This is a genomic window from Halomonas sp. A40-4, assembly GCF_015767635.1.
Lineage (GTDB): Bacteria > Pseudomonadota > Gammaproteobacteria > Pseudomonadales > Halomonadaceae > Vreelandella > Vreelandella janggokensis.
The window spans coordinates 3,173,300-3,198,161 of the sequence record NZ_CP065230.1 but is presented as its reverse complement, the minus strand read 5'-3'; the positions used below and the strand labels follow the sequence as shown (position 1 = coordinate 3,198,161).

Below are 24,862 nucleotides of genomic sequence, written 5' to 3'. Positions count from 1 at the left end.
GTTAACGCGTCGTTCGACTGGCCAAATAAAGCGGCAGGTTATCCTCGCCCGCCATCACGATGGCATGGACACGGCTGGTCGCTTCCAGTTTGCGCAAGATCGCCGAGACGTGAGTTTTGACAGTCGTCTCGGCAATATCCAGTTCGCGGGCGATCAGCTTGTTCGACATGCCCTGAGTCATGCAGCGCAATACCTCAAGCTGCTTATCGGTCAACTGGGTGAGCCTTTCACCGGCCAGGCGCTCGGCGGCTGCCGATCCTCTGGATTTGGACGGGGGCGTTGCTGATGGTGGGCGGCGCATGACATCGGAAGGCAGATAGAGCTGCCCTTCAAGAATCTGGGTGAGTGCATTGAGCATGACCTCCCTGGGGGTTGATTTGGGGATGTAGCCCACGGCGCCCAGGCTGATCGCATCCAGCACTAACTGACGCTCCTGATGGGCGGAAATAATCGCCACCGGCAGCCAGGGAAACGCTTCGCGCAGGTGGGTCAAACCGTCGAGCCCTTCCGCATCGGGTAAGCTCAGGTCGAGCAGCAGTAAGTCCAGGCCGTCGTGCTCGCTAATCAGGGAGATGGCGGTGGCGAGGCTATCGGCTTCCAACAGTTGGCTATGTGGCAAGCCGCTGCTGACCACGACCTGCAGCGCGTCGCGAAACAGCGGATGATCGTCTGCCACCAATAACGAATACATGGCGTCTCCTACCAAGGGATGAGGGCGCATCCTGCCAACGGGGTATGTCGCGTTGCGCCCGTCTGACCAACACTGCATGAGCAACCTTTAATAATCATAATACGCAGGAGCTCAATAATGATCTACGCCAATCCTGGTGATGCTGGTTCACTGGTGTCATTTGAAAAACGCTACGGCAATTACATCGGCGGCGAGTTTGTTCCTCCGGTTAAGGGCCAATACTTCGATAATATCAGCCCGGTTAACGGCCAGGTGTTTTGCGAAATCCCCCGATCAAGCGCGGAAGATATCGACAAAGCATTGGACGCGGCTCACAGCGCCGCACCTGCATGGGGCAAAACGTCCGCACAAGAGCGCAGCAATATTCTGCTTAAGATCGCCGACCGCATCGAACAGAATCTGGAAATGCTGGCCGTTGCTGAAACCTGGGATAACGGCAAGGCCGTGCGCGAAACGCTCAATGCCGACCTTCCGCTTGCCGTTGACCACTTCCGCTACTTTGCCGGCTGTATCCGTTCCCAGGAAGGCACGGCGGCCGATATAGACGGCAACACGGTGGCCTACCACTTCCATGAACCGCTGGGCGTGGTGGGGCAGATTATCCCTTGGAATTTCCCGATTCTGATGGCTACCTGGAAGCTGGCGCCTGCGCTGGCGGCAGGTAACTGTGTGGTGCTCAAGCCCGCTGAACAGACGCCAGCGTCGATTTTGAAAGTGATGGAAGTGATTGGCGATCTGCTGCCGCCTGGCGTGCTGAATATCGTCAATGGCTTCGGTGCCGAAGCGGGGCAGGCACTGGCGAGCAGCAAGCGTATCGCCAAAATCGCCTTTACTGGCTCCACCCCGGTGGGCTCACACATCCTGAAGTGTGCCGCGGAAAATATTATTCCCTCCACGGTCGAGCTGGGTGGTAAATCCCCCAACATCTACTTCGCCGATATCATGAATGCCGAACCGACATTTATTGATAAAGCGGTCGAGGGCCTGGTGCTGGCGTTCTTTAATCAGGGCGAGGTGTGTACCTGCCCATCTCGTGCGCTGATTCAGGAAAGCATGTACGACGAGTTCATGGCCAAAGTCATCGAGCGTACGCAAACCATCAAGCGCGGCAATCCGCTGGATACCGACGTGCAGGTAGGCGCTCAAGCCTCTCAGGAGCAGTTCGACAAGATCATGTCGTACATGGATATAGCTCGTGACGAGGGCGCCGAGTTCCTCACTGGCGGTAACAAAGAGACCCTGGATGACAGCATCAACAGCGGCTACTACATTCAGCCAACGCTGCTCAAGGGCAATAACAAGATGCGTGTCTTCCAGGAAGAGATCTTTGGTCCTGTCGTGGCGGTGACCACCTTCAAGGATGAGGAAGAAGCGTTGGCGATTGCCAACGACACCGAGTTCGGACTGGGCGCTGGCCTGTGGAGCCGCGATATCAACGTTGCCTTCCGCATGGGCCGGGGTATTCAAGCCGGGCGTGTGTGGACCAACTGCTACCACCAGTACCCTGCCCATGCGGCATTCGGTGGTTACAAGAAATCCGGCGTTGGACGCGAAACCCATAAAGTGGCGCTGGAGCACTATCAGCAGACCAAAAACCTGCTGGTCAGCTACGACATCAATCCGCTGGGCTTCTTCTAACCAGCACCGCTGGTCATACCGTCCGGCATAAAATATAAGCCGGACGGTATTTTCAGTTCCCCTGACGCTGACTTTTCGGATAAGAGCCATTGTAAATGGTCGTAGCGAAAACGATTAGGAGTTGCATCATGGATAGCACAATGCGCGCGGCGGTGGTCCGGGAGTTTGGCCAGCCGTTGGCGTTAGAAGAAGTCGACGTCCCCCGCCCCAAGCAGGGCGAGGTATTGATGAAAGTGGCGGCCTCTGGGGTTTGCCATACCGATTTACACGCCGCTCACGGCGATTGGCCGGTGAAGCCCGCGCCACCGTTTATTCCCGGCCATGAAGGCGTTGGTCATATCGTGGCGGTGGGTGAAGGGGTCTCCCATGTCAAAGAGGGTGATCGCATTGGTGTACCCTGGCTCTATTCGGCCTGTGGTTACTGCGAACACTGTTTAGGGGGGTGGGAAACCCTTTGTGAGTCCCAGCAAAATACCGGCTACAGTGTTAACGGTGGGTTTGCCGACTATACCCTGGCGGATGCGGGCTATGTCGGTCGGCTGCCCGACGCCGTTGATTTTGTCGAAATAGCCCCGGTACTGTGCGCGGGGGTGACGGTCTATAAAGGCTTGAAAATGACCGATACCCGCCCAGGCCAGTGGGTGGTGATTTCGGGGATTGGCGGCCTTGGTCATATGGCGGTCCAGTACGCCAAAGCCATGGGGCTTAACGTCGCGGCGGTGGATATCGACGACGGCAAACTGGCCCTGGCTGAACGCTTAGGCGCTACGGTAACTGTCAACGCCCTGAAAACCGACCCGGCGGCGTATTTGAAGAAAACCATCGGGGGTGCTCACGGTGCCTTGGTCACCGCGGTATCGCCTAAGGCGTTTGATCAAGCGCAGAATATGCTACGTCGCGGCGGCACTCTGGTGCTCAACGGCTTACCGCCGGGTGACTTCCCGCTGCCGATCTTCAGCACGGTGCTCAATGGTATTACCATTCGCGGCTCGATTGTCGGCACGCGCAGCGACTTGCAGGAAGCGCTGGACTTCGCCGCTGAAGGCAAGGTAAAGGCGACGGTCGCGACCGATACGCTGGACAATATCAACGACGTTTTCCAGCGCATGGTCGATGGCAAGATAGAGGGCCGTATCGTGCTCGATATGGCGAGCTGATAGCTGGCTATGAGAGCAGACGGGGGAGGCAACTCCCCCCTTTTTATTTCTGATACTGCCATGGCACCGACGCTATTAATTCCCTGCTGTCACCTCGCTGCTATTCCGCCAGCCCAACCAACGGCGCGCCATGCGCTCGGCGTGGGCAAGGTTACTGACGACCGCTAGCTTGCCCGCTTCGCGCTTAATGCCCGCGCGTTTTATTTTCAGCGCCATCCGCGGCGGCAGTCCAACAAATATAACACCTACATCTTGCTCACCCAGTTCTCGTCGCAGGCTGTCCAGCGCCACCATGCCCGTGGTATCCAGGCTAGACACGTCGCGCATATCCAGTACGACAATCCGAATGCTGTGATCAATGACTCTTAGCGTGGCAATGGCCTTTTCGGCCGCGCCGAAAAATAGCGGACCACTGATTTTGTAGAGTGCAACTTCTGGCGGAAAGTTTTCGCCGACGTCGGGTGCCGCCAAGCGCTGGGTATGAGTTAACTGTGCCATGCGACGGATAAACAGCGCGGCTGCCAGGCCAATACCCACGGCCACGGCAATCACCATGTCGAAAATCACCGTCAATGCAAAGCAGATTACCAGCACTGTGACATCGCTGGCGGGGGCGCTTTTCAGCGTATGCACAAAGTGGCGCGCCTCGCTCATGTTCCAGGCAATGATAAACAGCAGGGCGGCTAGGGCGGCCATGGGAACGTAGCCCAGTACACCCGCCAAAGCGACCACGGCAAGTAATACCACCAGCGAATGTACCACCGCGGCGACAGGAGAGCAGGCACCGCTTTTGATATTGGTCGCGGTGCGGGCCAGGGCCGCGGTAGCGGTAATGCCGCCAAAGAAAGGCACCACCATGTTGCCCAGGCCCTGACCGATTAACTCGGCGTTAGGGTCATGGCGCGTACGGGTCAGGCCATCCGCCACCGTGGCACACAACAGTGACTCAATGGCCGCCAATAGTGCAATCGCCAGTGCCGGACCGAGCAACGACTGAATCAGCGTAAAGTTGATCTCGAGCGGTGTGCCATCCGCCCCAGGGAAATGCCATGGTGCCGTAAAACCAGGCGCAAAGGGGGGAATGCCTCCGCCGGTTTGGCCTTCGAACTCCCAGCTAAAACGTGAGGCGATGGTATCGACTTCAACGCCAGTCATCATGAGCAGCGCGGCCGTCAGCGTTCCCATTGCCAAACCGACCAGCGGGGCTGGGATGGGAGTATTCAGACGGGGCCAGATTATCAGCGTCGCCAAGGTGATAAGCCCGACACTGATCTCTGCGGGTGAAAGACGGGGTAGTGCTTGGCCAATCAGCATCAGGTTATGCAGGGTGCTATCGCCAAGCTCGACGCCGGATAGACCGAGAAAGTCCGGCAGCTGCAATAGCGCAATCACCACACCGATACCCGCCGTAAAGCCGAGAATCACCGGATAAGGCACGTACTGAATCAGGCTGCCCAGCCGCGACAACCCCAGTGCGACCAAGATAGCACCTGCCATCAATGTGGCAATCAGTAGCCCGCCCAGACCGTGGTTGGCCACGATGGGAAACAGGATGACCACAAAGGCAGCGGTGGGGCCGGAGATGTTAAACCGCGAACCGCCAGTCAAGGCGATTACCGCTCCCGCCACGATGGCAGTGTAGAGACCATGTTGAGGGGGGACACCGGTGGCAATTGCCAGCGCCATGGAAAGCGGTACCGCGACTACGCCAATCGTGAGCCCCGCCATGATATCGCGCTTCAATTTGCCAAGGGTGTATCCTTCACGCCAAGCGCTAATGAGTGCACTACCAGGCACCGGAAAAACGTAACGCGAACGGGACATGCGGTAGGCCTCTTGGGTGGTAAGTAAATCAAATTGTTACGTTACTCTGCCTGCTGAATTTGCACAACGGGGCGTTATATATGATAGGGCCTCCCTAATGGTTCGCCGTGGGCACCTGGACGGCGGGTGTTAAGATATTGCCGCTTACGCTGTTGGTCAGTTGCATTGATTTGATCGGCTATCAATTCCGCCAAACTGTTCGATGGATCCGATCCACAAAGGGTCTTTTACTTTATATTGGAGTCTGTGTGACCGATTTAGAAACGCCGGATCTTCATCAGCAGCGGTTGCTTTATGTCGCCGAAAAACTTCGCGCAACCCAAGCCCGCGACGTATTGGATTTAGGTTGCGGGTCCGGAGGATTGTTACAATATTTATTGCAGGTGGAGCAGTTTGAGCGAGTCGTTGGTGTCGAACTGGACGGTGAGCTATTAGCGCAAGCCAAATTTCGCTTGGCGGATTTACCCCGAGCAAAGCAATGTCTAGAGCTGATTTGTGGCTCGTATACAGATGACAAGCAACCGCTAAAGCACTTTTCAGCCGCGGCCATGGTGGAAACCATTGAGCATATTCCTCCCGCCCAACTGTCGGCGGTGGAAAAAGCGGTGTTTGCGAGCTTCCAGCCGACTTATCTGGTGGTGACCACACCCAACGCCGACTATAACCCGTTACTCGGGTTAGAAGAGGGCGAGTACCGAGATCCAGACCATAAGTTTGAATGGTCCCGGGGGCGTTTTCAGCAGTGGGCAAGGGGAGTGGCCAAGCGCCATGGCTATCGAGTGCGCTTCACCGGTATTGGTGAGTGGCATGACGCACTGGGTCAGCCGACCCAGTTAGCGCACTTTACCCACAAAAAAACGCCCTCCCAGCCATTAGGCCGGGAGGGCGTTGCACGCTTGGTTTAAGGTTGCGTGGACTCTTCCGGTGGTTCACCGATAGTGCCCGGCATAGCCTGCTGATGGCCTGCCAGTGTCAGGAAGTGCAGGTGGCGTTCGTACTCGGCCACCAGATCACCAATCACCTGGCCACGGGTATAGCCGTTGAGGTCTTTATCCTGACCGCCTTCGGCGAGGAAAACATCCAGCCGCACGTAGAAATCATCGTCTGCCGGTATGAAGCTTGGCGTCCGCATGCGGTGCGGGCATACTTGATAGACAAAGCTGGTGGCTTCGCCAAAGTCGACCTGCAGCATCAACTTGGGTAGTGATTCGCCCTCTAACTGCTCTTCGGTCACGTTGGCGGTCTGGCCACGGCTCTCCAGCTCCTGAGCAAACTGCGTCATCGCCGGACGAATCGAGTGCTCAATCGTCGCAGCTGCGCCAGCACGGTTGGACGTATCCAGCGCACGATCAAGGCGTTCGCGCCAGTCACCCCCAGAGGCGCCGCCAGCAATCATGCGGCGTGCATCGGCCTTGCTGCCTTCAAGCTTCAAGGCTTTGACCATGCCCACCATGATAGCAAAAATCACCAGTGAGAACGGCAGCGCGGTAATCACGACGGCGCTTTGCAGCGCGTTCAAGCCACCTGCCATCAGCAGCGCAATGGTGATCAAGCCAATGATGGCTGACCAGAAAATACGCAGTTTGATCGGCGCGTCGTGGTTGACATCGCTGAGAATGGACGTGAAGTTGGCCAGTACCAGCGCGCCGGAGTCTGCCGAGGTTATAAAGAACACAATCCCCAGGATAGTGACCACTGCCGCTGTAATGCCGACATACGGATAGTATTCAAGCAGCGTGTATAGAGTGGTTTGCGGCGTATTGAGTGCCTGTTCGCCAAGCTCTGTAATGCCCTGGTTGGCGACGAGTTCGATGCCACTGTTGCCGAAGATAGACATCCACACCATCATGAAGGCCAGCGGGATAAACAACGCACCGGCAACGAACTCACGAATGGTGCGGCCACGCGAAATACGCGCCAGAAACAGACCGACAAACGGCGTCCAGGCAATCCACCAGCCCCAGAAGAAGATTGTCCACCACATTTTCCATTCTTGAGCGCCTTCACCGTCGAACGCGTAGGTGTTGAAGCTGGCGGCCACAAATCCGGAAAGGTAATCACCCGCGTTATTGACCATTTTATCCAGCAGCATCAGCGTATCGCCGGAAAACAGCACAAACAGCATCAGCGCTAACGCCAATAGCATGTTGAACTCGGAGAGTCGGCGGATACCTTTCTCAACGCCAGTGACCACGGAAATCGTCGCTAACACAACGACCAGTACAATCAGGATGATTTGCACGGTGAGGGTTTCCGGCACATCGAACATATAGTTCAGGCCGTAATTGAGCTGCATGACGCCAATGCCCAAACTGGTCGCGATACCGAACACCGTCGAGATCACCGCGGTAATATCAACCGCATTACCAATAGGACCATGGATGCGCTTGCCCAGTATGGGATACAAGGCGCTACGAATTGCCAGCGGCAAACGGTGGCGGTAGCTGAAGTAAGCCAGCGCCATACCCATCAACACGTAGAGTCCCCAACCGGAGAGGCCCCAGTGCAGATAGGTTTGAACGACGGCGTTACGCATGGCTGCCTGGCTTTCAGGGGTCAGATCCGGTGGCGCCAAATAATGGGCAACCGGCTCGGCAACGCTGAAGAACAGCAAGTCGATACCGATACCGGCGGCAAACAGCATGGCTGACCATGACAAGAGGGAAAACTCCGGTCGTGAATGATCAGGCCCCAGCCGAATGCTGCCGTAGCGCGACATGCCAATCAGCGCGACAAACACCAGGTACGCGACGATGGCCAGCATGTAATACCAGCCAAATGTTTTGCTCACCCAGGCAAGGCCAGCATCGAAAAAGGTACCAGCCTGCTCGGTGAAGAGCATGGTAAGCACCAGAAAGACCACAATGCCCGCTACGCTGCCGTGGAATACCACGGGGTTGAGGCGGTCTCGGGAGGGTAGGACGGGGTTGTCTTTCGCCATGGAGGCGGACTCCTGTTGTTAGACAATGATGGAAATGCGATCAAGCAAATTTATTTTAAATGAACGTTCAAATAAAATACGCGCTTTACCCTTTCCCTTCAAGTCTGTCTTTCAACTCCCCGTGTCGCTTCCTTGATCGGTACATGGCCGATCCCGGGGTGATCAACCTCCTAGTATGATCTGGATAGAAATAGAAATGCCCGGCAGAACCGGGCATTAAGCGTATTAGACGTTAAATAAACGTGCTTATTGGCTAGTTTTTTCCTCACCGTGATGACGTTTACCTTGGGCTTCCCGGTACTCCTCACGGTACTCTTCACGGGCCTCGTGCATGGCGTCGCGCAGCGCTTCCTGCTCGTCCTCGGTCAGAATCTCGGCCATGCGTGCTTGGTGGGCGTCGCGAACGTTTTTCATTTCATTGCGAAATGTGTCGTGGGCCTCGTTAAGTGCTTGTTGTTTATCGTCGCTGAGCGCCGCGCGTTCATAAACGTCCTGACGGTGTTCTTCCATTCTCTCTTCCATGCGCTCGCGGTCATGGTGAGGCTTCTCGCCGTCGTGATGATCCGCCTGGGCGGTCGCGGCTAATGGCAACAAGGCGGCGACGAACAGCGCCGGGGCAACGAATTGACGGAGTGAAAGGGTCATGACGTATCTCCTGATGGGTGGACGCTGTCAGTATTGTCCGTCCGGGTGCAAACCCTTTGCAGGGAGTGTGCAATAATCGTGATCTTGGTAGGCTCGCTGGGGGCGGGGGATTGTTCAAGGAGAAATGCTGTGTTGCATATATCGCGGTGGTCTTGCTTACGACGCTGTAGCGCTGTGAGTGCCTTGGCGTTGCTGTTAAGCAGCTGCGGTGTCACCCATCTTGCCAGCCAAGGTGAGCCCGCCAGCGGCGCGGACGAAGGTGCGCGTCAGGCGTTGTCCTATAAGCGCCTTCCGCCTACCCCCTATACACCCGATGCATGGCCTGAGGCGCTCAATGCCGAGGTCTATTTGCCGCATTCGCCTACCCAGACCCGTCGCCCCGCGGCGCTGATTGTCCACGGCGGGGGGTGGCGCAATCGTGGTCCTGAAGATATGCAGGGGATTGCCGAGCAGCTGGCCGCGCAGGGCTACGTGACAGTGAATATCGAGCATCGTTTTGCGCCGAGCTACCAGTTTCCCGCACAGTTGCATGACCTGCAGCAGGCGATGACCTGGATTCACGCCAACGCGGATGAGTGGCAAGTGGATACGCAGCGCATCGTGGGCGTAGGTTTTTCATCCGGCGCGCACCTGGTGAGCCTGCTGGCGCTGGCCGGGTCGCAAGGGCCGCTTGCGGAGCCTTATGGCGGAGAGCATGCTCGCTTGGCCGCCGTGCTGGCCGGTGGCCTGCCCAGTGATTTACTCAAGTTTGACGACGGGCGCCTGGTGGTCGACTTTATCGGCGGTACCCGCGCTGAAAAAAATCAGGCTTACCGTCTCGCTTCCCCCGAGCGCCAGATAACGTCGGAAGCGCCGCCGTTTTTTATCTTTCACGGCACCTGGGATCAACTAGTGCCGGTGGATCATGCGGAAGACTTTTATCAAGCACTGATCGACAACGGCGTGGAAAGCGAGCTCTACCTGCTGCATGGGCGTGGCCATTTCGCCAGCTTTCTGCTGCGTGGCGGCGCCATAGAGGCGGGGATTGCGTTCCTCAACGACCAGGTTTCGCCCTGAGGTGTGCGTACCGCTAACCTTCGGGCTGGTATTTGTAGCCGACGCCATACACCGAGCGGATGATTTCCTGCTCGGGGAGCGCTTCGTGGATTTTCTTGCGCAGCTTCTTGATGTGGCTGTCCACGGTGCGCTCCGAAACGATCCGGTTGTCTCGGTACATGTGATCCATCAACTGCTCGCGGCTGAAGATGCGCCCCGGCGCCTGCATCATCACCCGCAGCAATTGGAACTCCACCGCCGTGAGACCCAGGTCGTGGCCCTGTGCCAGGGCTTGCCAGCCGTCTTCATCAAGCGTTACCAGCGCGTTGCTCGCCGCTTGCGGGGTGGTGTCGGCCGCCGCCTGGCTTCGCCGCAGTACCGCCTTGACACGGGCAACCACTTCGCGCGGGCTGAACGGCTTGCATATGTAGTCGTCGGCCCCCAGTTCCAGCCCCAGTAGGCGATCCACTTCCTCGACCTTGGCGGTCACCATGATAATCGCAATATGTGGCCATTGATGGCGGATTTCACGACATAGTGTCAGGCCGTCTTTGCCGGGCAGCATGAGGTCGAGCAGGATAAGGCGGGGAACCTGCTTTTCAATCCACGGTACCACATGATCGCCATGGTCGAGGGTGGTCACCTCGAAGCCATGGGTGGTCAGGTAGTCTGCCATCAGACGGGCAATTTTTGGCTCGTCTTCCACGACCAGTAAAGAGGGGGTATCCATCATGGCAAGCTCGCTTGAAGAAAAAGGACCGGATTAATGGTTAGCGTTCAGCAACGGGAAACGTAGTGTCCAGCATAATCCACCCAGGGTCGAATGAGAGGCCGAAAGACTGCCACCATGGGCATGTACCAGGGCACTGGCGATCGACAGGCCAAGACCGCTGCCGCCGCTAGAGCGGCTGCGCGAGCCTTCGACCCGATAAAGTCGTTCAGTGAGGCGCTCAAGCTCGCTATCGGGCACGCCTGGCGCACTGTCTTGCCAGTTGACCACGGCCTCGTTGCCGTCTTGGGCCAGGGTGACGTTGAGTGAACCCGGGGCGCTGGTATAGGCACAGCTGTTATCCATCAGGTTATCCCATAGTTGGCGCAGTCGCTGGGCATCGCCGCGAATCATTATCTCGGGGGTGATCTGTTGGGTCAGACTCATGTCGCTGTCTGTCAGCCAGCGTTCGGCATCTTCCAGGCGACCCGCCAGCGCATCGCTAAGATTCATCGGCGCCAACTGAATATCCAGTGCGCCGGCATCGCTTTGGGAAAGCAGACGCAGGTCGGCGACCAGCCGCTCCAACTGATCCACTTCCTGGCCGAGGGACCCGAGGCTTTCCTGGTTCAGCGGACGAATCCCATCCTGCATGGCTTCGATCTCACCGCGCAGCACCGCCAGCGGGGTACGTAGCTCGTGGGCGGTGTCTGAGACCCAGCGGGCCCGGGCATTGCGGCTCGCTTCCAGGGTGGCAGCCAGGACATTGAAGTCGCGGGCCAATAGCGAAAGCTCGTCGCGACCACGCTCGGGCAGTCGGCTGTGATAATCACCTTCGGTCAAGCGCCGGGTGGCGGTGGCCAGGGCCCGAGTGCGTCGTCCCAGCCACCAGGAGAGCCCACCGGCCAACAACAAGGAGGCGACACCCAGCGAGAGAACGATAATAACCAGGTTGCGCTGCTGACGTTCAAGGAAGCGGTTTTCCATGCGTTCCATGACTTGTTGGGGAGGGCGAAACCCGAGCTCCCCGATCTCTTCGTCGTCGCTGCGTAGCGTGAGCCAGTGCCAGTTGCTCTGACTGGCATTATGGGGCGGGATCACAAAACGTTCATCGGCATCGCGCAGCACAAAGTCCTGTGCCTCGCCGAGAGGACTTGGACGGTCACGGTGCTCTTGGCCCAGGGCGTGGCGTACGACCATCGGCCAGCGTTCCGGTGAGCGTTCGAGCCACGCCCAGCTTTGCCGGGGCTGCCAACGCGTCACCAGGCTGTCGGCCAGCAAGGTGGCCCGCCGCTCCTGGGCCTGGTTAAGATACTCAAGAAATCCCCGGTCAATGCTGTACGAGACGGCCAGAAAGGCGCCCGCGGAAATCGCCACGTTAACGCTCAGGATGATCAGGAACAGCTTCAGTCCCAGCCGCGAGAAACGCCAGCGAAAGCCGCCCAGGGTTGAGCGCAACGAGGTCAACGACATTAGCTAACTCCTGCTGAATGCGGCTGCGGCGGCGTACGTAACCGCTCGCGCAGATTCTCGAGGCTGAGGTAGAGGCACGGTACCAGAATCAGCAGAATCAGCGTGGCGAAAAGCATGCCAAAGCCCAGCGAAATCGCCATGGGAATCATGAAGCGAGCCTGCCGGGAGGTTTCCATTATCATCGGCGCCAGCCCCAAAAACGTGGTTAGTGTGGTCATCATGATGGGGCGCAGGCGGCGGGTGGCGGCGGTGACGATGGCTTCGCGCGCCGCCATGCCTTCGCGCCGCTTGCGGTTGGCAAAATCGATCAGCACCAGCGCATCGTTGATCACCACACCCGAGAGCGCCAGCATGCCGAGCAGGCTGATGATCGACAGTCCGAAGCCCATCAGCATATGCCCGCCAATCGCTCCGACGATACCAAACGGGATCGCGGCCATCACCAGCAGCGGTTGCAGATAGCTTTTGAACGGGATCGCCAGCAGCGCATAAAGCGCGGCCATCATCAACCACATGGAGGTGCGAAGCGTAGCGAGGTTGTCGGCGGTATCCTGCTGGCGCCCGCCCAGGGTGACGTCAAGCCCCGGCCAGTTGGTTTCCAGGTCGGGGAAAACATCCGTCTGAAGGGTGGCCATTACCTGGTTGATGGGCAGGTCATCCTCGGCATCCGCAGTGACGGTGATAACCCGCCGGCCATTAATCCGCTCAAGGCCACTGGAGGCCTGGCTCAGCGAGATGTCGGCGACCCGGGAAAGCGGCACGCTGAGGCCGTCGGGTGTGCGTACCGGCAGGCGGTAGAGTTCGTTCAGACTATTGCGGTTTTCTTCGGGCAGGCGTACCTCGACGCTGACTTCGCTGCGCCCGACAAACTGCTCCAGGGCCGTGGCACCCTGGAGGGGGCCGCGCAGGGCTTGGGCCAGATCGCTGCCGGTAAGGCCCAGCGAGCGTCCTTCGGAGGAAAGGCGCATTTCAAGCTGCGGTTTACCATCGCCCAGTCCGCTGTCGATATCGATCAAACCATAGTTGCCCAGTGAATCGGCCAATTGGTTGGCCGCTCCTTCGAGCACCTGGGTGTCAGGGTGTGACAGGCGTAAGCTAAGCGCTGCACCGCTACCCGGCCCGCCTGCATCTGAAGCAAAGCGCACCGATTGCGCGCCAAGTAAATCGCCGGTTAGCTCGCGCCACTCCCGGGCAACTCGCGAAGGCGGCCAGTCCTCCAGGCTTTCTGGCGCAATCTCCAATTCTACCTGCAGGCTCTCGCCGTCCAGGCGGGTGTGGGTGCTGCTGAAGTGGAGAGACTCCTCACGTTGACTCAGTTGATCGCCAGCCTCCAATAGCTGTTGGCTGAGTTCGCGGCTAACGCTGATATGACTGCCAATGGGCAGTGTGACGCTGGCCTCGACCTCATCGGATTCGACCCGAGGCATCAGCGAGAAACCAAGCCGCCCGCTCATGCTCCAGGCAAGCGTCACCAGCAAGATGACGATTCCCAGCGCGACGGTCAGCCAGCGGACATTGAGCGCCCGCTGCAGAAAGGGCTCGAACTGATGATAGGTAAAGTGATGAAGCCCGCCTTGCATGTGTTGGCGCAAGGCTTCCAGCGGGCGTTGCCAGGTGGGTGTCTGGCGGGGTTTACGGCTATGGGCCAGGTGTGCGGGCAGAATAAACAGCGCTTCAGCCCAGGAAATCAAGAAGACGGTGATGACCACTACCGGGACGGTCGCAAAAATCAGCCCCAGGAAGCCGGGCAAGAACAACAGAGGTAGAAAAGCGACGATGTTGGAAAGAATCGCAAAGGTCAGTGGCGTAGCGATTTCCCGGGCACCCTTGACCGCTGCATCGCGCAGCGAATAGCCCTCTTCACGGTAGCTGTAGATATTTTCACCCACCATGATGGCGTCGTCGACCACAATCCCCAGCGCGATGATAAACGCGAACATCGATATCATGTTCAGCGATACGCCGATCCAGGGAAGGAATAGCATCGCGCCCAGGAATGCCGTGGGGATCCCAAGCGTGACCCAGAAAGCCAAGCGGGCTTCCAAAAACAGCGCCATCAAGACCAGGACCAACGCCAGGCCCATCCATGCGTTTTTCAGCAGCAGGCTCAACCGGTCTTCGTAGACCTCGGAGCTGTCCCGGGAAACATCCAGACTGACACCTTCGGGTAGCCCGGCACGCAGGCGTTCAAGCTCGCCGTTGACGGCTTCTGAAATGCTGGTCGGTGTTTGGTCGCCAATCTGATAAACATCCACCGAGAGGCCGGGTTGGCCGTTATAAAACTCCTCCCGGTCGGTTTCGGCAAACCCCTCGCGTACGTCGGCGATATCGCCTAGTCGAATTGGCATACCCTGGGAGCTGGTGAGAACCGGCAGCTCGGCGAAGGCATCGGCGCTGTTTCGTCGCCCCTGGTAGCGCACCAGCCATTCACCTTCGTTGGTGGTCAGCTGGCCGCTGGCCAGGTCCAGCGCTTCCTCACCAATCACGCTGGCCAATGCCTGATGATCCAGGCCGTAGCGTTCAATGGCTTCGTCATCCAGCAGCACCTGGATTTCCCGGGCGCGATTCCCCGATAGTTCGGCACGGGAAAGGCCGTCGGTGGCCTGTAGTTCGGCCCGGACGTTTTCCGCGGCATCGTGGAGCGTGCCCAAGTCGGTCTGACCGTAAACCTGCAGGCTCAATACGCTTCGCGCACGACCGGCCAGGGTGAAGCGGGGCGGGTCAGCGGCGTTGGGCAGCGTCGTGATCGCATTAACCGACTGCTGAATATCCTGATAGGCGCGCATCACGTCGATGCCATCCACGAGTGTGGCGCTGACGTTGGCGCTACCCTCGCTGGCGCTGGATGTCAGTTCATCGATGCCTTCGACGTCGGAAATGGCGGCCTCAACGGGCAGCAGCAGGCTCTGTTCGATATCTTCCGGCGTGGCGCCCGGGTAGCTGATGGTGACCTGGACCACTTCAGTCTCAAATTCCGGGAAGATCTCCTTCTTGATTGCCAGCGACGCCATGAGCCCGCCGACAATAAACAGGATCATCAGCAGGTTTGGTGCAACGCCATGGTCGACCATCCACGCCAGGGGGCCTTTACGCAGCATCAGCTGTCACCCCCGTTGTCGTCCGAGGGTATGTCGCCGCGTTGTCGGATACGAACGTGCTGGCTTTCCCTGGGCTGGGCCAACCCTGCTGTCACGACGCGTCGGCCGTCGGCCAGACCGCTACTGACCAATGCCTGATCCTGGCCGCGGTAGGCGAGCGTGACCTGGCTACGCTGCAGGCGGTCATCGGCGTCGACCCACCACACCTGTTCGCCGGGACGCAGCGCGGCGGAGGGCAGGGCGATGAGATCCGGCCTGGTGCGGGTGGTAAACGAGACGCGCAGCACATCGCCAAGGCGCAGGGCCGGACCTTGGGTGTTAAGCGCCAGCGGATCATCAACGGCAATCAGTAGCTGCGCCTGCAGGCCGTTTTCTTCCAGCGCGGGAAGAATCGAGACCAGTGTTCCTTCGCGCTGCTCGCCTGCCGGCCACCCGCTGCTCGACAAGCTGACACGGCTGCCTTCCTGCAGCCAGTCAAGCCATTCGCCGGGTAGCGAGGCGCGCACCCAGAACTGGTCGACGCCCACCAGATGCAACACCTCGGTGCCCTGGCTCAGCAGGCTGCCCGCGCCGACGAGGCGCTCCTGCACCATCGCCTCCCAGGGCGAGCGCAGGGTGGCTCGGTCCAGGTTAAGCGCGGCCTGGTCGCGGGCAACGCGTGCCTGGGCAACCAGCGCCTGGGCTTGGCGCAACTGTGGCTCGCGGAGGACCAACGCCCGGCGCTCGGCGGAAAGCTGGCGTCCGAAAGACTCATACTCACTGCGGGCGCGTTGCTGCTCCGCCTGTTCAAGTGACAACTGCGCCTGGGCATCGGCTAACTGAGCCTCGGCATCTTCCAGTGCCAACTGTAGGTCGGCCTGGTCGATATACGCGACGGGGGCATCCTTTTCGACCACCCGCCCAGGCATGACACCTTCGGCGAACCGTTCGAGCTGGCCGTCGACCCGGCTGGCGAGCATGGTTGCCTGCTCGGCCTCAACGCGGCCAAAGCCTTGCAGGTCAGGAGAACGGGCGGCGGATGATACGCTGACCACATCGACCAGTGGTGGCGCGGGTTCGGGTGGGGGCTGGCGCTCGATACGCGGGGGCTGAGTGACGATCCACCATGCCAGCGCCGCACCACCTATCAAAACAAATAGCGCAACCACTGCGCTTAGCCGAATGCGACCATGTTGTGATGGTGAGAGAGGTTGATGATCTGTCATGGTCGCGGGTTATCCATTGGCCGAAATCGAAACTTAGAGCTATTGGGGCGTATCATGCTAGCATCACCCTATGTCACGCAGCGATTAGGTAAGCAATGTGTAAATTGCGTGCAACTCGCCTTGCGAAGCGCCTTTATCGCCGTAACGTGGCTCAAGACTACTTGGCTGACACTTTATTTGCTAACAATAGACTGACTGGTCTACTTTAATGATATGAAAAATACCGCTACGCGCGACAAGCTCATTGAGACCGGTGCCGAACTGATTGGTCAGCACGGCTATAATGCCACGGGCATCAATGCTGTTTTAAAAACCTGCGGCGTGCCGAAGGGATCCTTCTACCACTATTTCTCGAGCAAAGAGGCGTTCGGTCTGGCGGTGATCGATAAGTTTGCAACGGCCTATGACGCCCAGCTTGCCGAGCTTCTGGAAGACACCACGATGCCTGCGCTTGAACGGCTAAGGCGCTATTTTGCGGCGGGTCGTGAGTATATGTGCGATTGCAACCATACGACCGGCTGTCTGATTGGTAACCTTGGGCAGGAGCTTTCCGGGCAAAGCGATACCTTTCGCGATGCTCTGGATCGCGTTTTCCAGCGCTGGGAACAATATTTTGTCGCTTGCCTGCAGGACGCTCAAAAGGCCGGCGAACTCAGTGCGGCCCTGCCTGCCGATCATCTGGCCAGCTTTATTCTCTCGGGCTGGGAAGGCGCGATTCTGCGGGCCAAAACGCTCAAGTCTGTCGAGCCGATGGAGCAGTTTGAGAAAATTCTGTTTCAACAGGTGCTGGTCTCTGACGATTAATGCCTGGCTCTGAAGTGATGCTCATCCGCTGCTACATCGTTTTGGGTTGCAGCGATCAGAGCGTCATCAAGGGACGGGTCTTCCAGGGTTATCAAGCCGCACTGTGCCAGCGCTTCGTGCAGGCTGACCTGTTCATCCAGGCGCTTATACACCACCCGCACACAGCAGGGCATGCGCTCGCTATTATCCGCCACGCCCATTTTCAAGCCAGTCAAGCGCGTCACCTGGCTCTGAAAACTCGGAAACAGAATCGTCTGGGTGATTTCATGACCGTTGAGCGTTTCGTGGTCGACCAAAAAGAGCCGATCAGCAAGCTTGACCGCAGTACCCACATAGCGATTGTGGCACGAGCGGGCACCCGGCAGAGTCTGCATCCGTTCGGTGCGCTGATAGACCACGCCGCCCTCCCGTGCTTCCAGGCAAACCAGGGTACGCATTAACAGCCCTGGTCGCGACATCGAACGATAAAGCTCAAAGTAGCGGCCGATATAGCGCTCCATGCCTTCGCGGCCGCGCTGAATCAGCGCGTTAGGCCATGGCAAAGTGGTTGGGTTTTCCCTATTGAGCTGACCGGTTTGTACCAGGGCACGAAAATCCTGGTGGGGAAGGGCAATATCGCCCGTGGTGACACCAAAAAAGTGGCAAATACGCTGAAGCGCCGCGTGGCTGGGACGATAACGCCCACTCAGGTAGCGGTTAAACTGAGCTCGGTTGATCGCCAAACGCCGACAAACTTCAGCAATGGACGGGTAGTAGCTGCAGAGTAGGCGTAGATTGGCCACAAAATCGTCATGCATGGGGTGACTCTGTTCTTTCATGGGCTTTTGGGCTGCCTAATGTGATGCCTTGGGTGGCAGAGTGCAACGCTTTCCCGCTATCGGCGTTGAATAGATTATTCGGGAGACTGCCCAAGACGAAGCGGGTAAAAAACTGGATAATGGCCACCAATCAGCTTACGGCCTTTAGACATTTACCACTCCGGGTGCCCGTTCATGGAAATCAAAGTCAACTACCTCGACAACCTCCGCCTGGAGGCCAAGTTCGACGACTTTAACGTTATCTCCGACCAGCCGATTCGCTACAAGGGCGACGGCTCGGCGCCTGGCCCGTTTGACTACTTCCTGGCCTCGTCGGCCATGTGCGCGGCTTACTTCGTCAAGGTGTACTGCAACGCGCGGAACATTCCCACCGAGAACATTCGCCTGTCGCAAAATAACATCGTCGACCCGGAAAATCGCTATAAGCAGATTTTCAAGATTCAGGTCGAATTGCCGGAGGATATCTCCGACAAGGATCGCGAGGGCATGCTGCGCTCCATCGATCGCTGTACGGTGAAGAAAGTCGTCCAGACCGGCCCTGAGTTTCAAATCGAGGTGGTCGAGAACATCGACGAGGACGCCCAGGCGCTGCTGATGGGCGCGCCGGAAGGCAGCAGTACCTATATTGAAGGCAAGGATCTGCCGCTGGAGCAGACCATCGCTAATATGAGCGCACTTTTCGCTGACCTGGGCATGAAGATCGAGATCGCTTCCTGGCGCAATATTGTGCCCCACGTCTGGTCACTGCACATCCGCGATGCGGCTGCTCCCATGTGCTTTACCAACGGCAAAGGCGCCACCAAAGAGAGTGCGCTATGTTCGGCGTTGGGCGAATTTATCGAGCGTTTGAGCTGCAATTTCTTCTACAACGACCAGTTCTTCGGCGAAGAGATGGCGGGCAGTGACTTTGTTCACTACCCCAATGAGAAGTGGTTCCAGCCGGGCCCTAACGACGAACTGCCTGCGGAGATTCTCGACGAGCACTGTCTGGCGATCTACAACCCGGAAGGCGAGCTGTGCGGCTCTAATCTGATCGATACCAACTCGGGTCGCGAAGACCGGGGGATTGTCTCGCTGCCTTGTGTGCGTCAGTCCGATGGCGAGACTGTTTACTTTCCGTCCAACCTGATTGAAAACCTGTTCCTCAGTAACGGTATGAGCGCGGGCAATACCCTGGTGGAAGCCCAGGTGCAGTGCCTGTCGGAAATCTTCGAGCGGGCGGTCAAGCGTGAAATCCTCGAACAGGAGTTGACCCTGCCGGATGTACCGCAGGAGGTGCTGGCGAAGTACCCCAGCATTGTCGAAGGCATTAACGCTTTGGAAGCCCAAGGCTTTCCGGTGCTGGTCAAAGATGCCTCCATGGGCGGGCAGTTCCCGGTGATGTGCGTCACGCTGATGAACCCGCGTACCGGCGGCGTTTTTGCCTCCTTTGGCGCCCACCCAAGCTTTGAAGTGGCGCTGGAGCGCAGCCTGACTGAGTTGCTCCAGGGCCGCAGCTTCGAGGGCTTGAACGATCTACCGCTACCGACCTTCAACTCGCAAACCGTGGCCGAGCCGAACAACTTCGTTGAGCACTTTATCGACTCGGTAGGTGTGGTTTCCTGGCGTTTCTTTAGCGCCAAGCCCGACTTTGAGTTCAGCGAGTGGGACTTCTCCGGCACCAACCAGGAAGAAGCCGAGACGCTGTTTGGTATCTTTGAAGAGCTGGGTGCCGAAGTATATATGGCGGTGCACGAGGATCTGGGCGCGCCGGTTTGCCGCATTTTGGTGCCGGGCTACTCCGAGGTTTATCCCATCGAGGATCTGATCTGGGACAACACCAACAAGGCGCTGGATTACCGCGAGGATATTCTCAACCTGCACCGCCTGGATGACGATCAACTCACCGATCTGGTCGAACGACTGGAAGACAGCCAGATGGACGATCACGCCGATATCATCACGCTGATCGGCGTCGAGTTTGACGAGAACACCGTTTGGGGGCAGTTGACCATTCTGGAGCTGAAACTGCTGGTCTATCTGGCGCTTCAGCGTCATGAAGAGGCGCTGGACTGCGTGCAGATGTTCCTCCAGTACAACGACAACACCGTCGAACGTGGTCTGTTCTACCAGGCAGTGAACGCGGTGCTGGAAATCGCCCTGGATGACGAGCTGGAACTGGATGATTACCTGCCCAACTTCCAGCGCATGTTCGGCGAAGCCACCATGGAAGCGGTGGTGGGCTCGGTGGAAGGCGCCGTGCGCTTCCATGGCCTAACGCCGACCAACATGCAGTTGGAAGGCCTTGAGCGCCACCAGCGCTTGATCGAAAGCTATAAGAAGCTTCACGCGGCACGGGCGGCGAGGGCGGAAGTGTAAAGAAACAACGCCACGCCGCCTGTATATCTCGCTGAACTAAAAGTGCGCAGCCTCATAAGGCGCGCACTTTTTTTATGATGCACTCTGGTGCACCCATTGATGCAGTAAGTGCATACAACTGCAACGCTGCGCCAAATTTAATTCTGCCTCACGCTTGGTAAAACGTTCTCCGCGGCGCGCTATTCCAAACGTGCGATTTTAGAAAGACACGCATTCCAACATAACGCTAATACAACAACGCGGAGAGAATCACATGCTCGATATGCTCAATGACCTTCTGTGGGGGAAGGTTCTGTTGGTGCTGCTGGTGGGGGTTGGTATCGGTTTTACCGTTGCGTCCCGCTTTGTGCAGTTTCGCTATTTCAGTGAGATGTTTCGTATTCTGGGCTCCGGCCAGGCCTTCAAGCGCAACCAACACGGCCATTTAAGCTCGTTCCAGGCGCTGGTGCTGTCTGTAGCCGGGCGTGTCGGTGGTGGCAACATCGCCGGTGTGGCGGTGGCGATTACGCTGGGTGGCCCAGGGGCAATTTTTTGGATGTGGTTGGTGGGCTTGATGGGCATGGCCACCAGCTTTTTGGAATGCACCCTGGCACAGACCTATAAAGAGGCCGAAGGTGACGGCACCTATCGCGGCGGTCCCGCTTACTACATTGTGAAAGGGCTGGGTAAGCAGTGGCGCTGGCTGGCAGCGTTCTACTCGGCACTGCTGCTGTTGACCTTCGGTTTTGCGTTTACCGCACTGCAATCTTATTCAGTGGCGACCTCTTTCGGTGACGCTTTCGGCGTGCCGGTGCTGTATAGCGGTATTGCTCTGGCGATGCTCGTCGGGCTGATTATCTTCGGCGGTATCAAGCGGATTGCGCGTATTTCCGAAGTGTTGGTGCCCTTTATGGCGGTGAGCTATATCGCCATTGCGCTGTTGGTCATTGCCATGAACATCGGTGACATTCCGGGCATTATCGCGCTGATTGTGAAAAGTGCTTTCGGCCTTGAACCGCTGATGGGTGGCGGGATCGGCGCGGCGATCATGATGGGCCTGAAGCGTGGCCTGTTTTCCAACGAAGCGGGCCTGGGTAGTGCGCCCAACGTGGCGGCCGTTGCCTACGTACCGCATCCGGCTAACCAGGGTATCGTGCAGGCATTTTCGGTCTTCATCGATACCGTGATCATCTGTTCCGCCACGGCGTTCTTGATTCTGCTTAGCGGCGCTTACGACCCCGCTGTGGGCGCTGGCGTTGAGGGGATCGCGCTAACTCAAGCCGCATTGGCCGACCATGTGGGCGAATGGGGACGCACCTTTGTCAGCCTGGCGCTGCTGCTGTTTGCCTTCAGTACCATTCTGTACAACTACTATCTGGGCGAGAACAGCCTCAACTTTTTCAGCCGTGACAACCAGAACCTGTTCAATGCCTTCCGCGTAGCCATCGTGCTGCTGGTGTGCTGGGGCGCGACCACCGATTTGGGCACCGTGTTCGGCTTTGCGGATGTCACCATGGGGCTTCTGGCCGTGGTTAACCTGTTGGCGTTGATCATGCTGTTCAAGCGCGGCCTGCGCATTTTGAAAGACTTCGACGGGCAGCGTCGTCAGGGCATCAAACAGCCGATTTTTGATGCTAACCAGCACCCGGATCTCGATCTGGATCCCAAAGCCTGGGAACTGGACCCCGAAGAGGCTGATGCATTAAAGCAGCGCCTGGAAGGGGTGCCTGCGAAGTAAGCAGTTAACTGGAACGTATTGCTAAGACAAAATAGGAGAGCCCATGCCCCGCGTACTGATGCTCTATACCGGTGGGACCATTGGTATGCAGCCATCGCCACAAGGTTATATACCCTGCGCGGGGCTGGCCGAACGCCTGGCGGCGCACCTGGCGCTGGGTGACCCTTACCGGCTGCCAGCGTTTGATGTGATTGAGATGCAGCCGCTGATGGATAGCGCCGAGCTAATGCCAGTTGCCTGGAACCGTCTGGTGGCGCTGCTGGAAAGCCACTGGCCCCACTACGACGCCTTTGTGGTACTCCACGGCACCGATACCATGGCGTACAGCGCCGCTGCACTTTCGTTTATGCTCGGTGCGTTGAACAAGGCGGTGATATTCACCGGCTCCCAAATTCCCTTGGGTGAGCCAAGAAGCGATGCGTTGAATAATGTCGTCAGCGCGTTACAGCTTGCGGCTCACCCCGCGACACCTTGCGAAGTCAGCCTGGCGTTTCATGACCGGCTATTGCGCGGTAACCGGGCGCGCAAGGTGCGCACTCAAGGCCTGGATGCCTTCGACTCTCCCAACTTCCCCTGGCTCGCTGAACTGGGTATTGGCGTAAGTTTCCCCCAGCCCTCGGCATTGCTGAGCGGTCTGCCCAACTTTGCCCCTATTGAGGTGGACGACGAGGCGGTCGCGGTACTGCCGCTGCATCCGGGGATGTCGCTGCGCCGGGCAAGGGCGTTGCTGGCTGATGAGAGTCTGAAAGGCCTGGTGCTTTACAGCTACGGCGTTGGCAACCCGCTTAGCTTTGGAGGCGAGCTGCTTGACGACCTGAAAGCGGCCAACGAGCGCGGCGTCGCGCTGCTCAACGTGACCCAGTGTGCCCAGGGCGAGGTGGTACAGGGCGCCTACGCCACCGGAGCCGCGCTTAATCAGGCGGGCGTGATTGCTGGAAGCGACATCACACTGGAAGCCGCCCTGGCAAAGCTCACCGTTTTACTCGGCCGCGGACTAACGGGCCTTGCATTGCGAGACTGTCTGAAAAGCGCGGTAAGGGGTGAGTGCCGTCATACTGATCAATGAACGTCGGGTATCGCTAACCCGAAAGCGACAGAAAGAACAGAATAAGCGGCGGTGACAGCAGCGAGAGAATAAACCCGCTGACCACGGCGATGGGAACGCAGGCCACGCCGCCGTGTTGTTGAATGACGGGCAGGGTGAAGTCCATGGAGGTGGCGCCGCCGTAGCCGATGGCCAGCGCCGTGTGGCGGTGGATCACCAGCGGAATCAGGATAAATGCCAGCAGCTCGCGGGTCAGGTCGTTGAAAAACGCCACGCCCCCCATCAGTGGCCCCAACTGGTCGCCAATCAGGATCGCCGACAGCGAGTACCAGCCAAAGCCTGCGGCCATGGCGAGGCCTTCGTTCCAACTGAGTGACAGAAGCGGGGCGGCCAACAGGCCTGCCAGTAGCGAGCTAAGCGCCAGGGTGACGGCAATGGCCAGCCCCAGGCGATTGAGCAGGATCTGCTTGAGCGGCATGCCCGAGTTGCGCAGCTGGCAACCGATCAGTGCCAGAAGGCCATAGAGGACCCATTCGGCCAACAAATCGGCCGTGGAAAACAGCCCTTCCCCAAACCGCGGGCCGGCCAACAGGCCGGTCATCACCCCAGCCGCCACTACGGCAACCAACAATAACGAGCCCTGCATCGCGGCGAGCTTGCTGGTCGGCGCATCCTTGACCACCGGTGACTGGCCTGCCTTTAGCGCCACCCTGCGCGACAGCCACCACAGCGCGACCAGGTTAAGCAGGGTGGTAATACTAAACAGGAGAAGGGCGTTGCCGCCCAGCTTGGCAAGCTGGTTGGACAGGTTTTCAAGCCCGGCCAGGCTAATGCCCATCAGCAGCAGGATGATGTAAACGGCACTGTTGACGGCATGGTTGATGCGCTGTTGCCAACGTAACGCGGGGACAGATACCAGGTAACCCAGCAGAAGCGGTAGTAAAACAATCAGTAATCCGGAAAGCATTTACGGCGTGTCGCCCCCGCTTGGGTTGAAGTCGGTCAGGGCAATCTGCGTTTCGCGCTCGCCGTCCTTGAAATATTCCGCTGAAAGCAACAGTCCGGGCCAGTCCGGATGAAAGCTCAGATGAAGCTCACGGTCATCTTTTTCTGCATTGAGCATGATGACATTCAACGCTTCGAACTCACCGGCGGGGACGTTGATGGGGGCTTGGCTTTCCATATAGTACTGGTAGTGCTCTTCTTCTCCCTCATGATCGAGAAAGCGCAGATCGCAGGGGGCCGATGCGCTGCAGTTTTCCTTTCCCGCACGACGGGAAAGGTCGAACAGAGCCGTTTGCCGATCAAGGGTCGTGAGTTGTTCTTCCTTGAGCTGGTAATCGTTGCCGATGCCAAACAGCGAGTAGCGGCTGTTATAAAGCAGTGCACGCGTGGCGTCGTCAGCGACACTGAAGCGGCTGCGCTCTTCACCGCTGACCACGGCAATCGAGAAACGCATGTCGCTTAGCCAGTGGCTCTCTTCCTGGCTCAAATGGTGAGTGATATTGGCGCTTGGCCAGCCGTCGACCTTGAGCCGGTAGTGTGCCTCAAAAGGCTTCGGCGTCGAGAAAGCCGTGCCGGGCGACACATCGGCGACGGCCGTCGTCAAGCCGGTAAAACAGAGTGTAACCGCTACCGCAAGGCAGCGCGGGTACGTAAGAGGAGGTAGTAGAGCGCATCGCATTTTGAGTTTCCCTGACAAGT

General features: G+C 58.3%; 19 protein-coding genes. 8 read left to right on the top strand and 11 right to left on the bottom strand.

Annotation, left to right across the window (positions count from 1 at the left end; translation table 11 throughout):
* Position 1: 1 nt before the first annotated feature.
* Positions 2–691 carry a LuxR C-terminal-related transcriptional regulator gene (locus IT895_RS14945; RefSeq protein ID WP_085917140.1) on the bottom strand — a complete coding sequence of 230 codons (690 nt, stop codon included), beginning with the start codon at positions 689–691 and terminating at the stop codon, positions 2–4.
* 117 nt (positions 692–808) lie between these two features.
* Between IT895_RS14945 and exaC the strand changes: the two genes are divergently transcribed.
* Positions 809–2,329, top strand: a complete 1,521-nt coding sequence (gene exaC / locus IT895_RS14940; RefSeq protein WP_085917141.1) for an acetaldehyde dehydrogenase ExaC — start codon at positions 809–811, stop codon at positions 2,327–2,329.
* A gap of 128 nt (positions 2,330–2,457) precedes the next feature.
* Positions 2,458–3,486: an alcohol dehydrogenase AdhP gene (adhP, locus tag IT895_RS14935; RefSeq protein WP_199283938.1), complete on the top strand. Its 1,029-nt coding sequence runs from the start codon at positions 2,458–2,460 to the stop codon at positions 3,484–3,486.
* 75 nt (positions 3,487–3,561) lie between these two features.
* On the opposite strand, the gene dauA is transcribed toward adhP, so the two are convergent.
* Complete coding sequence (gene dauA / locus IT895_RS14930) at positions 3,562–5,310, bottom strand: C4-dicarboxylic acid transporter DauA (RefSeq protein WP_199283937.1); 1,749 nt, start codon at positions 5,308–5,310, stop codon at positions 3,562–3,564.
* Between the two features lie 248 nt (positions 5,311–5,558).
* On the opposite strand from dauA, the gene IT895_RS14925 reads away from it, so the two are divergent.
* Positions 5,559–6,215 carry a methyltransferase domain-containing protein gene (locus tag IT895_RS14925; RefSeq protein WP_085917143.1) on the top strand — a complete coding sequence of 219 codons (657 nt, stop codon included), beginning with the start codon at positions 5,559–5,561 and terminating at the stop codon, positions 6,213–6,215.
* Here IT895_RS14925 and betT read toward each other — a convergent pair.
* Together betT and IT895_RS14915 are read right to left on the bottom strand one after the other, a co-directional pair.
* Positions 6,212–8,251, bottom strand: a complete 2,040-nt coding sequence (betT, locus tag IT895_RS14920; RefSeq protein ID WP_085917144.1) for a choline BCCT transporter BetT — start codon at positions 8,249–8,251, stop codon at positions 6,212–6,214. The genes IT895_RS14925 and betT overlap by 4 nt on opposite strands.
* A gap of 246 nt (positions 8,252–8,497) precedes the next feature.
* A complete protein-coding gene (locus tag IT895_RS14915; protein WP_199283936.1) occupies positions 8,498–8,896 on the bottom strand; it encodes a hypothetical protein in 399 nt (132 codons plus the stop codon).
* 183 nt (positions 8,897–9,079) lie between these two features.
* On the opposite strand from IT895_RS14915, the gene IT895_RS14910 reads away from it, so the two are divergent.
* Positions 9,080–9,952, top strand: coding sequence for an alpha/beta hydrolase (locus IT895_RS14910; protein ID WP_233337275.1), 873 nt, complete (start codon positions 9,080–9,082; stop codon positions 9,950–9,952).
* Between the two features lie 13 nt (positions 9,953–9,965).
* On the opposite strand, the gene IT895_RS14905 is transcribed toward IT895_RS14910, so the two are convergent.
* The 4 genes from IT895_RS14905 to IT895_RS14890 are packed head-to-tail and all read right to left on the bottom strand — an operon-like array spanning position 9,966 to position 16,416.
* Positions 9,966–10,664 carry a response regulator gene (locus tag IT895_RS14905; protein ID WP_085917147.1) on the bottom strand — a complete coding sequence of 233 codons (699 nt, stop codon included), beginning with the start codon at positions 10,662–10,664 and terminating at the stop codon, positions 9,966–9,968.
* 30 nt (positions 10,665–10,694) lie between these two features.
* Complete coding sequence (locus tag IT895_RS14900; RefSeq protein WP_085917148.1) at positions 10,695–12,113, bottom strand: ATP-binding protein; 1,419 nt, start codon at positions 12,111–12,113, stop codon at positions 10,695–10,697.
* Positions 12,113–15,211 carry an efflux RND transporter permease subunit gene (locus IT895_RS14895; RefSeq protein WP_085917149.1) on the bottom strand — a complete coding sequence of 1,033 codons (3,099 nt, stop codon included), beginning with the start codon at positions 15,209–15,211 and terminating at the stop codon, positions 12,113–12,115. Before IT895_RS14895 ends, IT895_RS14900 begins: the two co-directional genes overlap by 1 nt.
* On the bottom strand, positions 15,211–16,416 hold the full coding sequence (locus tag IT895_RS14890) for an efflux RND transporter periplasmic adaptor subunit (RefSeq protein ID WP_199283935.1): 1,206 nt from the start codon (positions 16,414–16,416) through the stop codon (positions 15,211–15,213). Before IT895_RS14890 ends, IT895_RS14895 begins: the two co-directional genes overlap by 1 nt.
* A 213-nt stretch (positions 16,417–16,629) precedes the next feature.
* Here IT895_RS14890 and IT895_RS14885 point away from each other — a divergent pair, with 213 nt between their 5' ends.
* Positions 16,630–17,220, top strand: coding sequence for a TetR/AcrR family transcriptional regulator (locus IT895_RS14885; RefSeq protein ID WP_085917151.1), 591 nt, complete (start codon positions 16,630–16,632; stop codon positions 17,218–17,220).
* Here IT895_RS14885 and IT895_RS14880 read toward each other — a convergent pair.
* Positions 17,217–18,017 (bottom strand): helix-turn-helix domain-containing protein, encoded by an 801-nt coding sequence (locus IT895_RS14880; RefSeq protein ID WP_199283934.1) that lies wholly within the window; start codon positions 18,015–18,017, stop codon positions 17,217–17,219. The two genes, IT895_RS14885 and IT895_RS14880, sit on opposite strands and share 4 nt — an antisense overlap.
* Positions 18,018–18,212: 195 nt before the next feature.
* Between IT895_RS14880 and IT895_RS14875 the strand changes: the two genes are divergently transcribed.
* The 3 genes from IT895_RS14875 (at position 18,213) to IT895_RS14865 (ending at position 23,179) form a co-directional block, all read left to right on the top strand.
* Complete coding sequence (locus IT895_RS14875; protein ID WP_199283933.1) at positions 18,213–20,396, top strand: OsmC domain/YcaO domain-containing protein; 2,184 nt, start codon at positions 18,213–18,215, stop codon at positions 20,394–20,396.
* Between the two features lie 253 nt (positions 20,397–20,649).
* Positions 20,650–22,113 carry an alanine/glycine:cation symporter family protein gene (locus IT895_RS14870; RefSeq protein ID WP_066322543.1) on the top strand — a complete coding sequence of 488 codons (1,464 nt, stop codon included), beginning with the start codon at positions 20,650–20,652 and terminating at the stop codon, positions 22,111–22,113.
* A 43-nt stretch (positions 22,114–22,156) separates the two neighbouring features.
* Positions 22,157–23,179 carry an asparaginase gene (locus IT895_RS14865; protein WP_199283932.1) on the top strand — a complete coding sequence of 341 codons (1,023 nt, stop codon included), beginning with the start codon at positions 22,157–22,159 and terminating at the stop codon, positions 23,177–23,179.
* Between the two features lie 13 nt (positions 23,180–23,192).
* On the opposite strand, the gene IT895_RS14860 is transcribed toward IT895_RS14865, so the two are convergent.
* Positions 23,193–24,125, bottom strand: coding sequence for a lysine exporter LysO family protein (locus IT895_RS14860; protein ID WP_199283931.1), 933 nt, complete (start codon positions 24,123–24,125; stop codon positions 23,193–23,195).
* Entirely contained in the window at positions 24,126–24,842 is a 717-nt protein-coding gene (locus tag IT895_RS14855) for a hypothetical protein (protein WP_233337274.1), read from the bottom strand.
* Between the last annotated feature and the right edge of the window lie 20 nt (positions 24,843–24,862).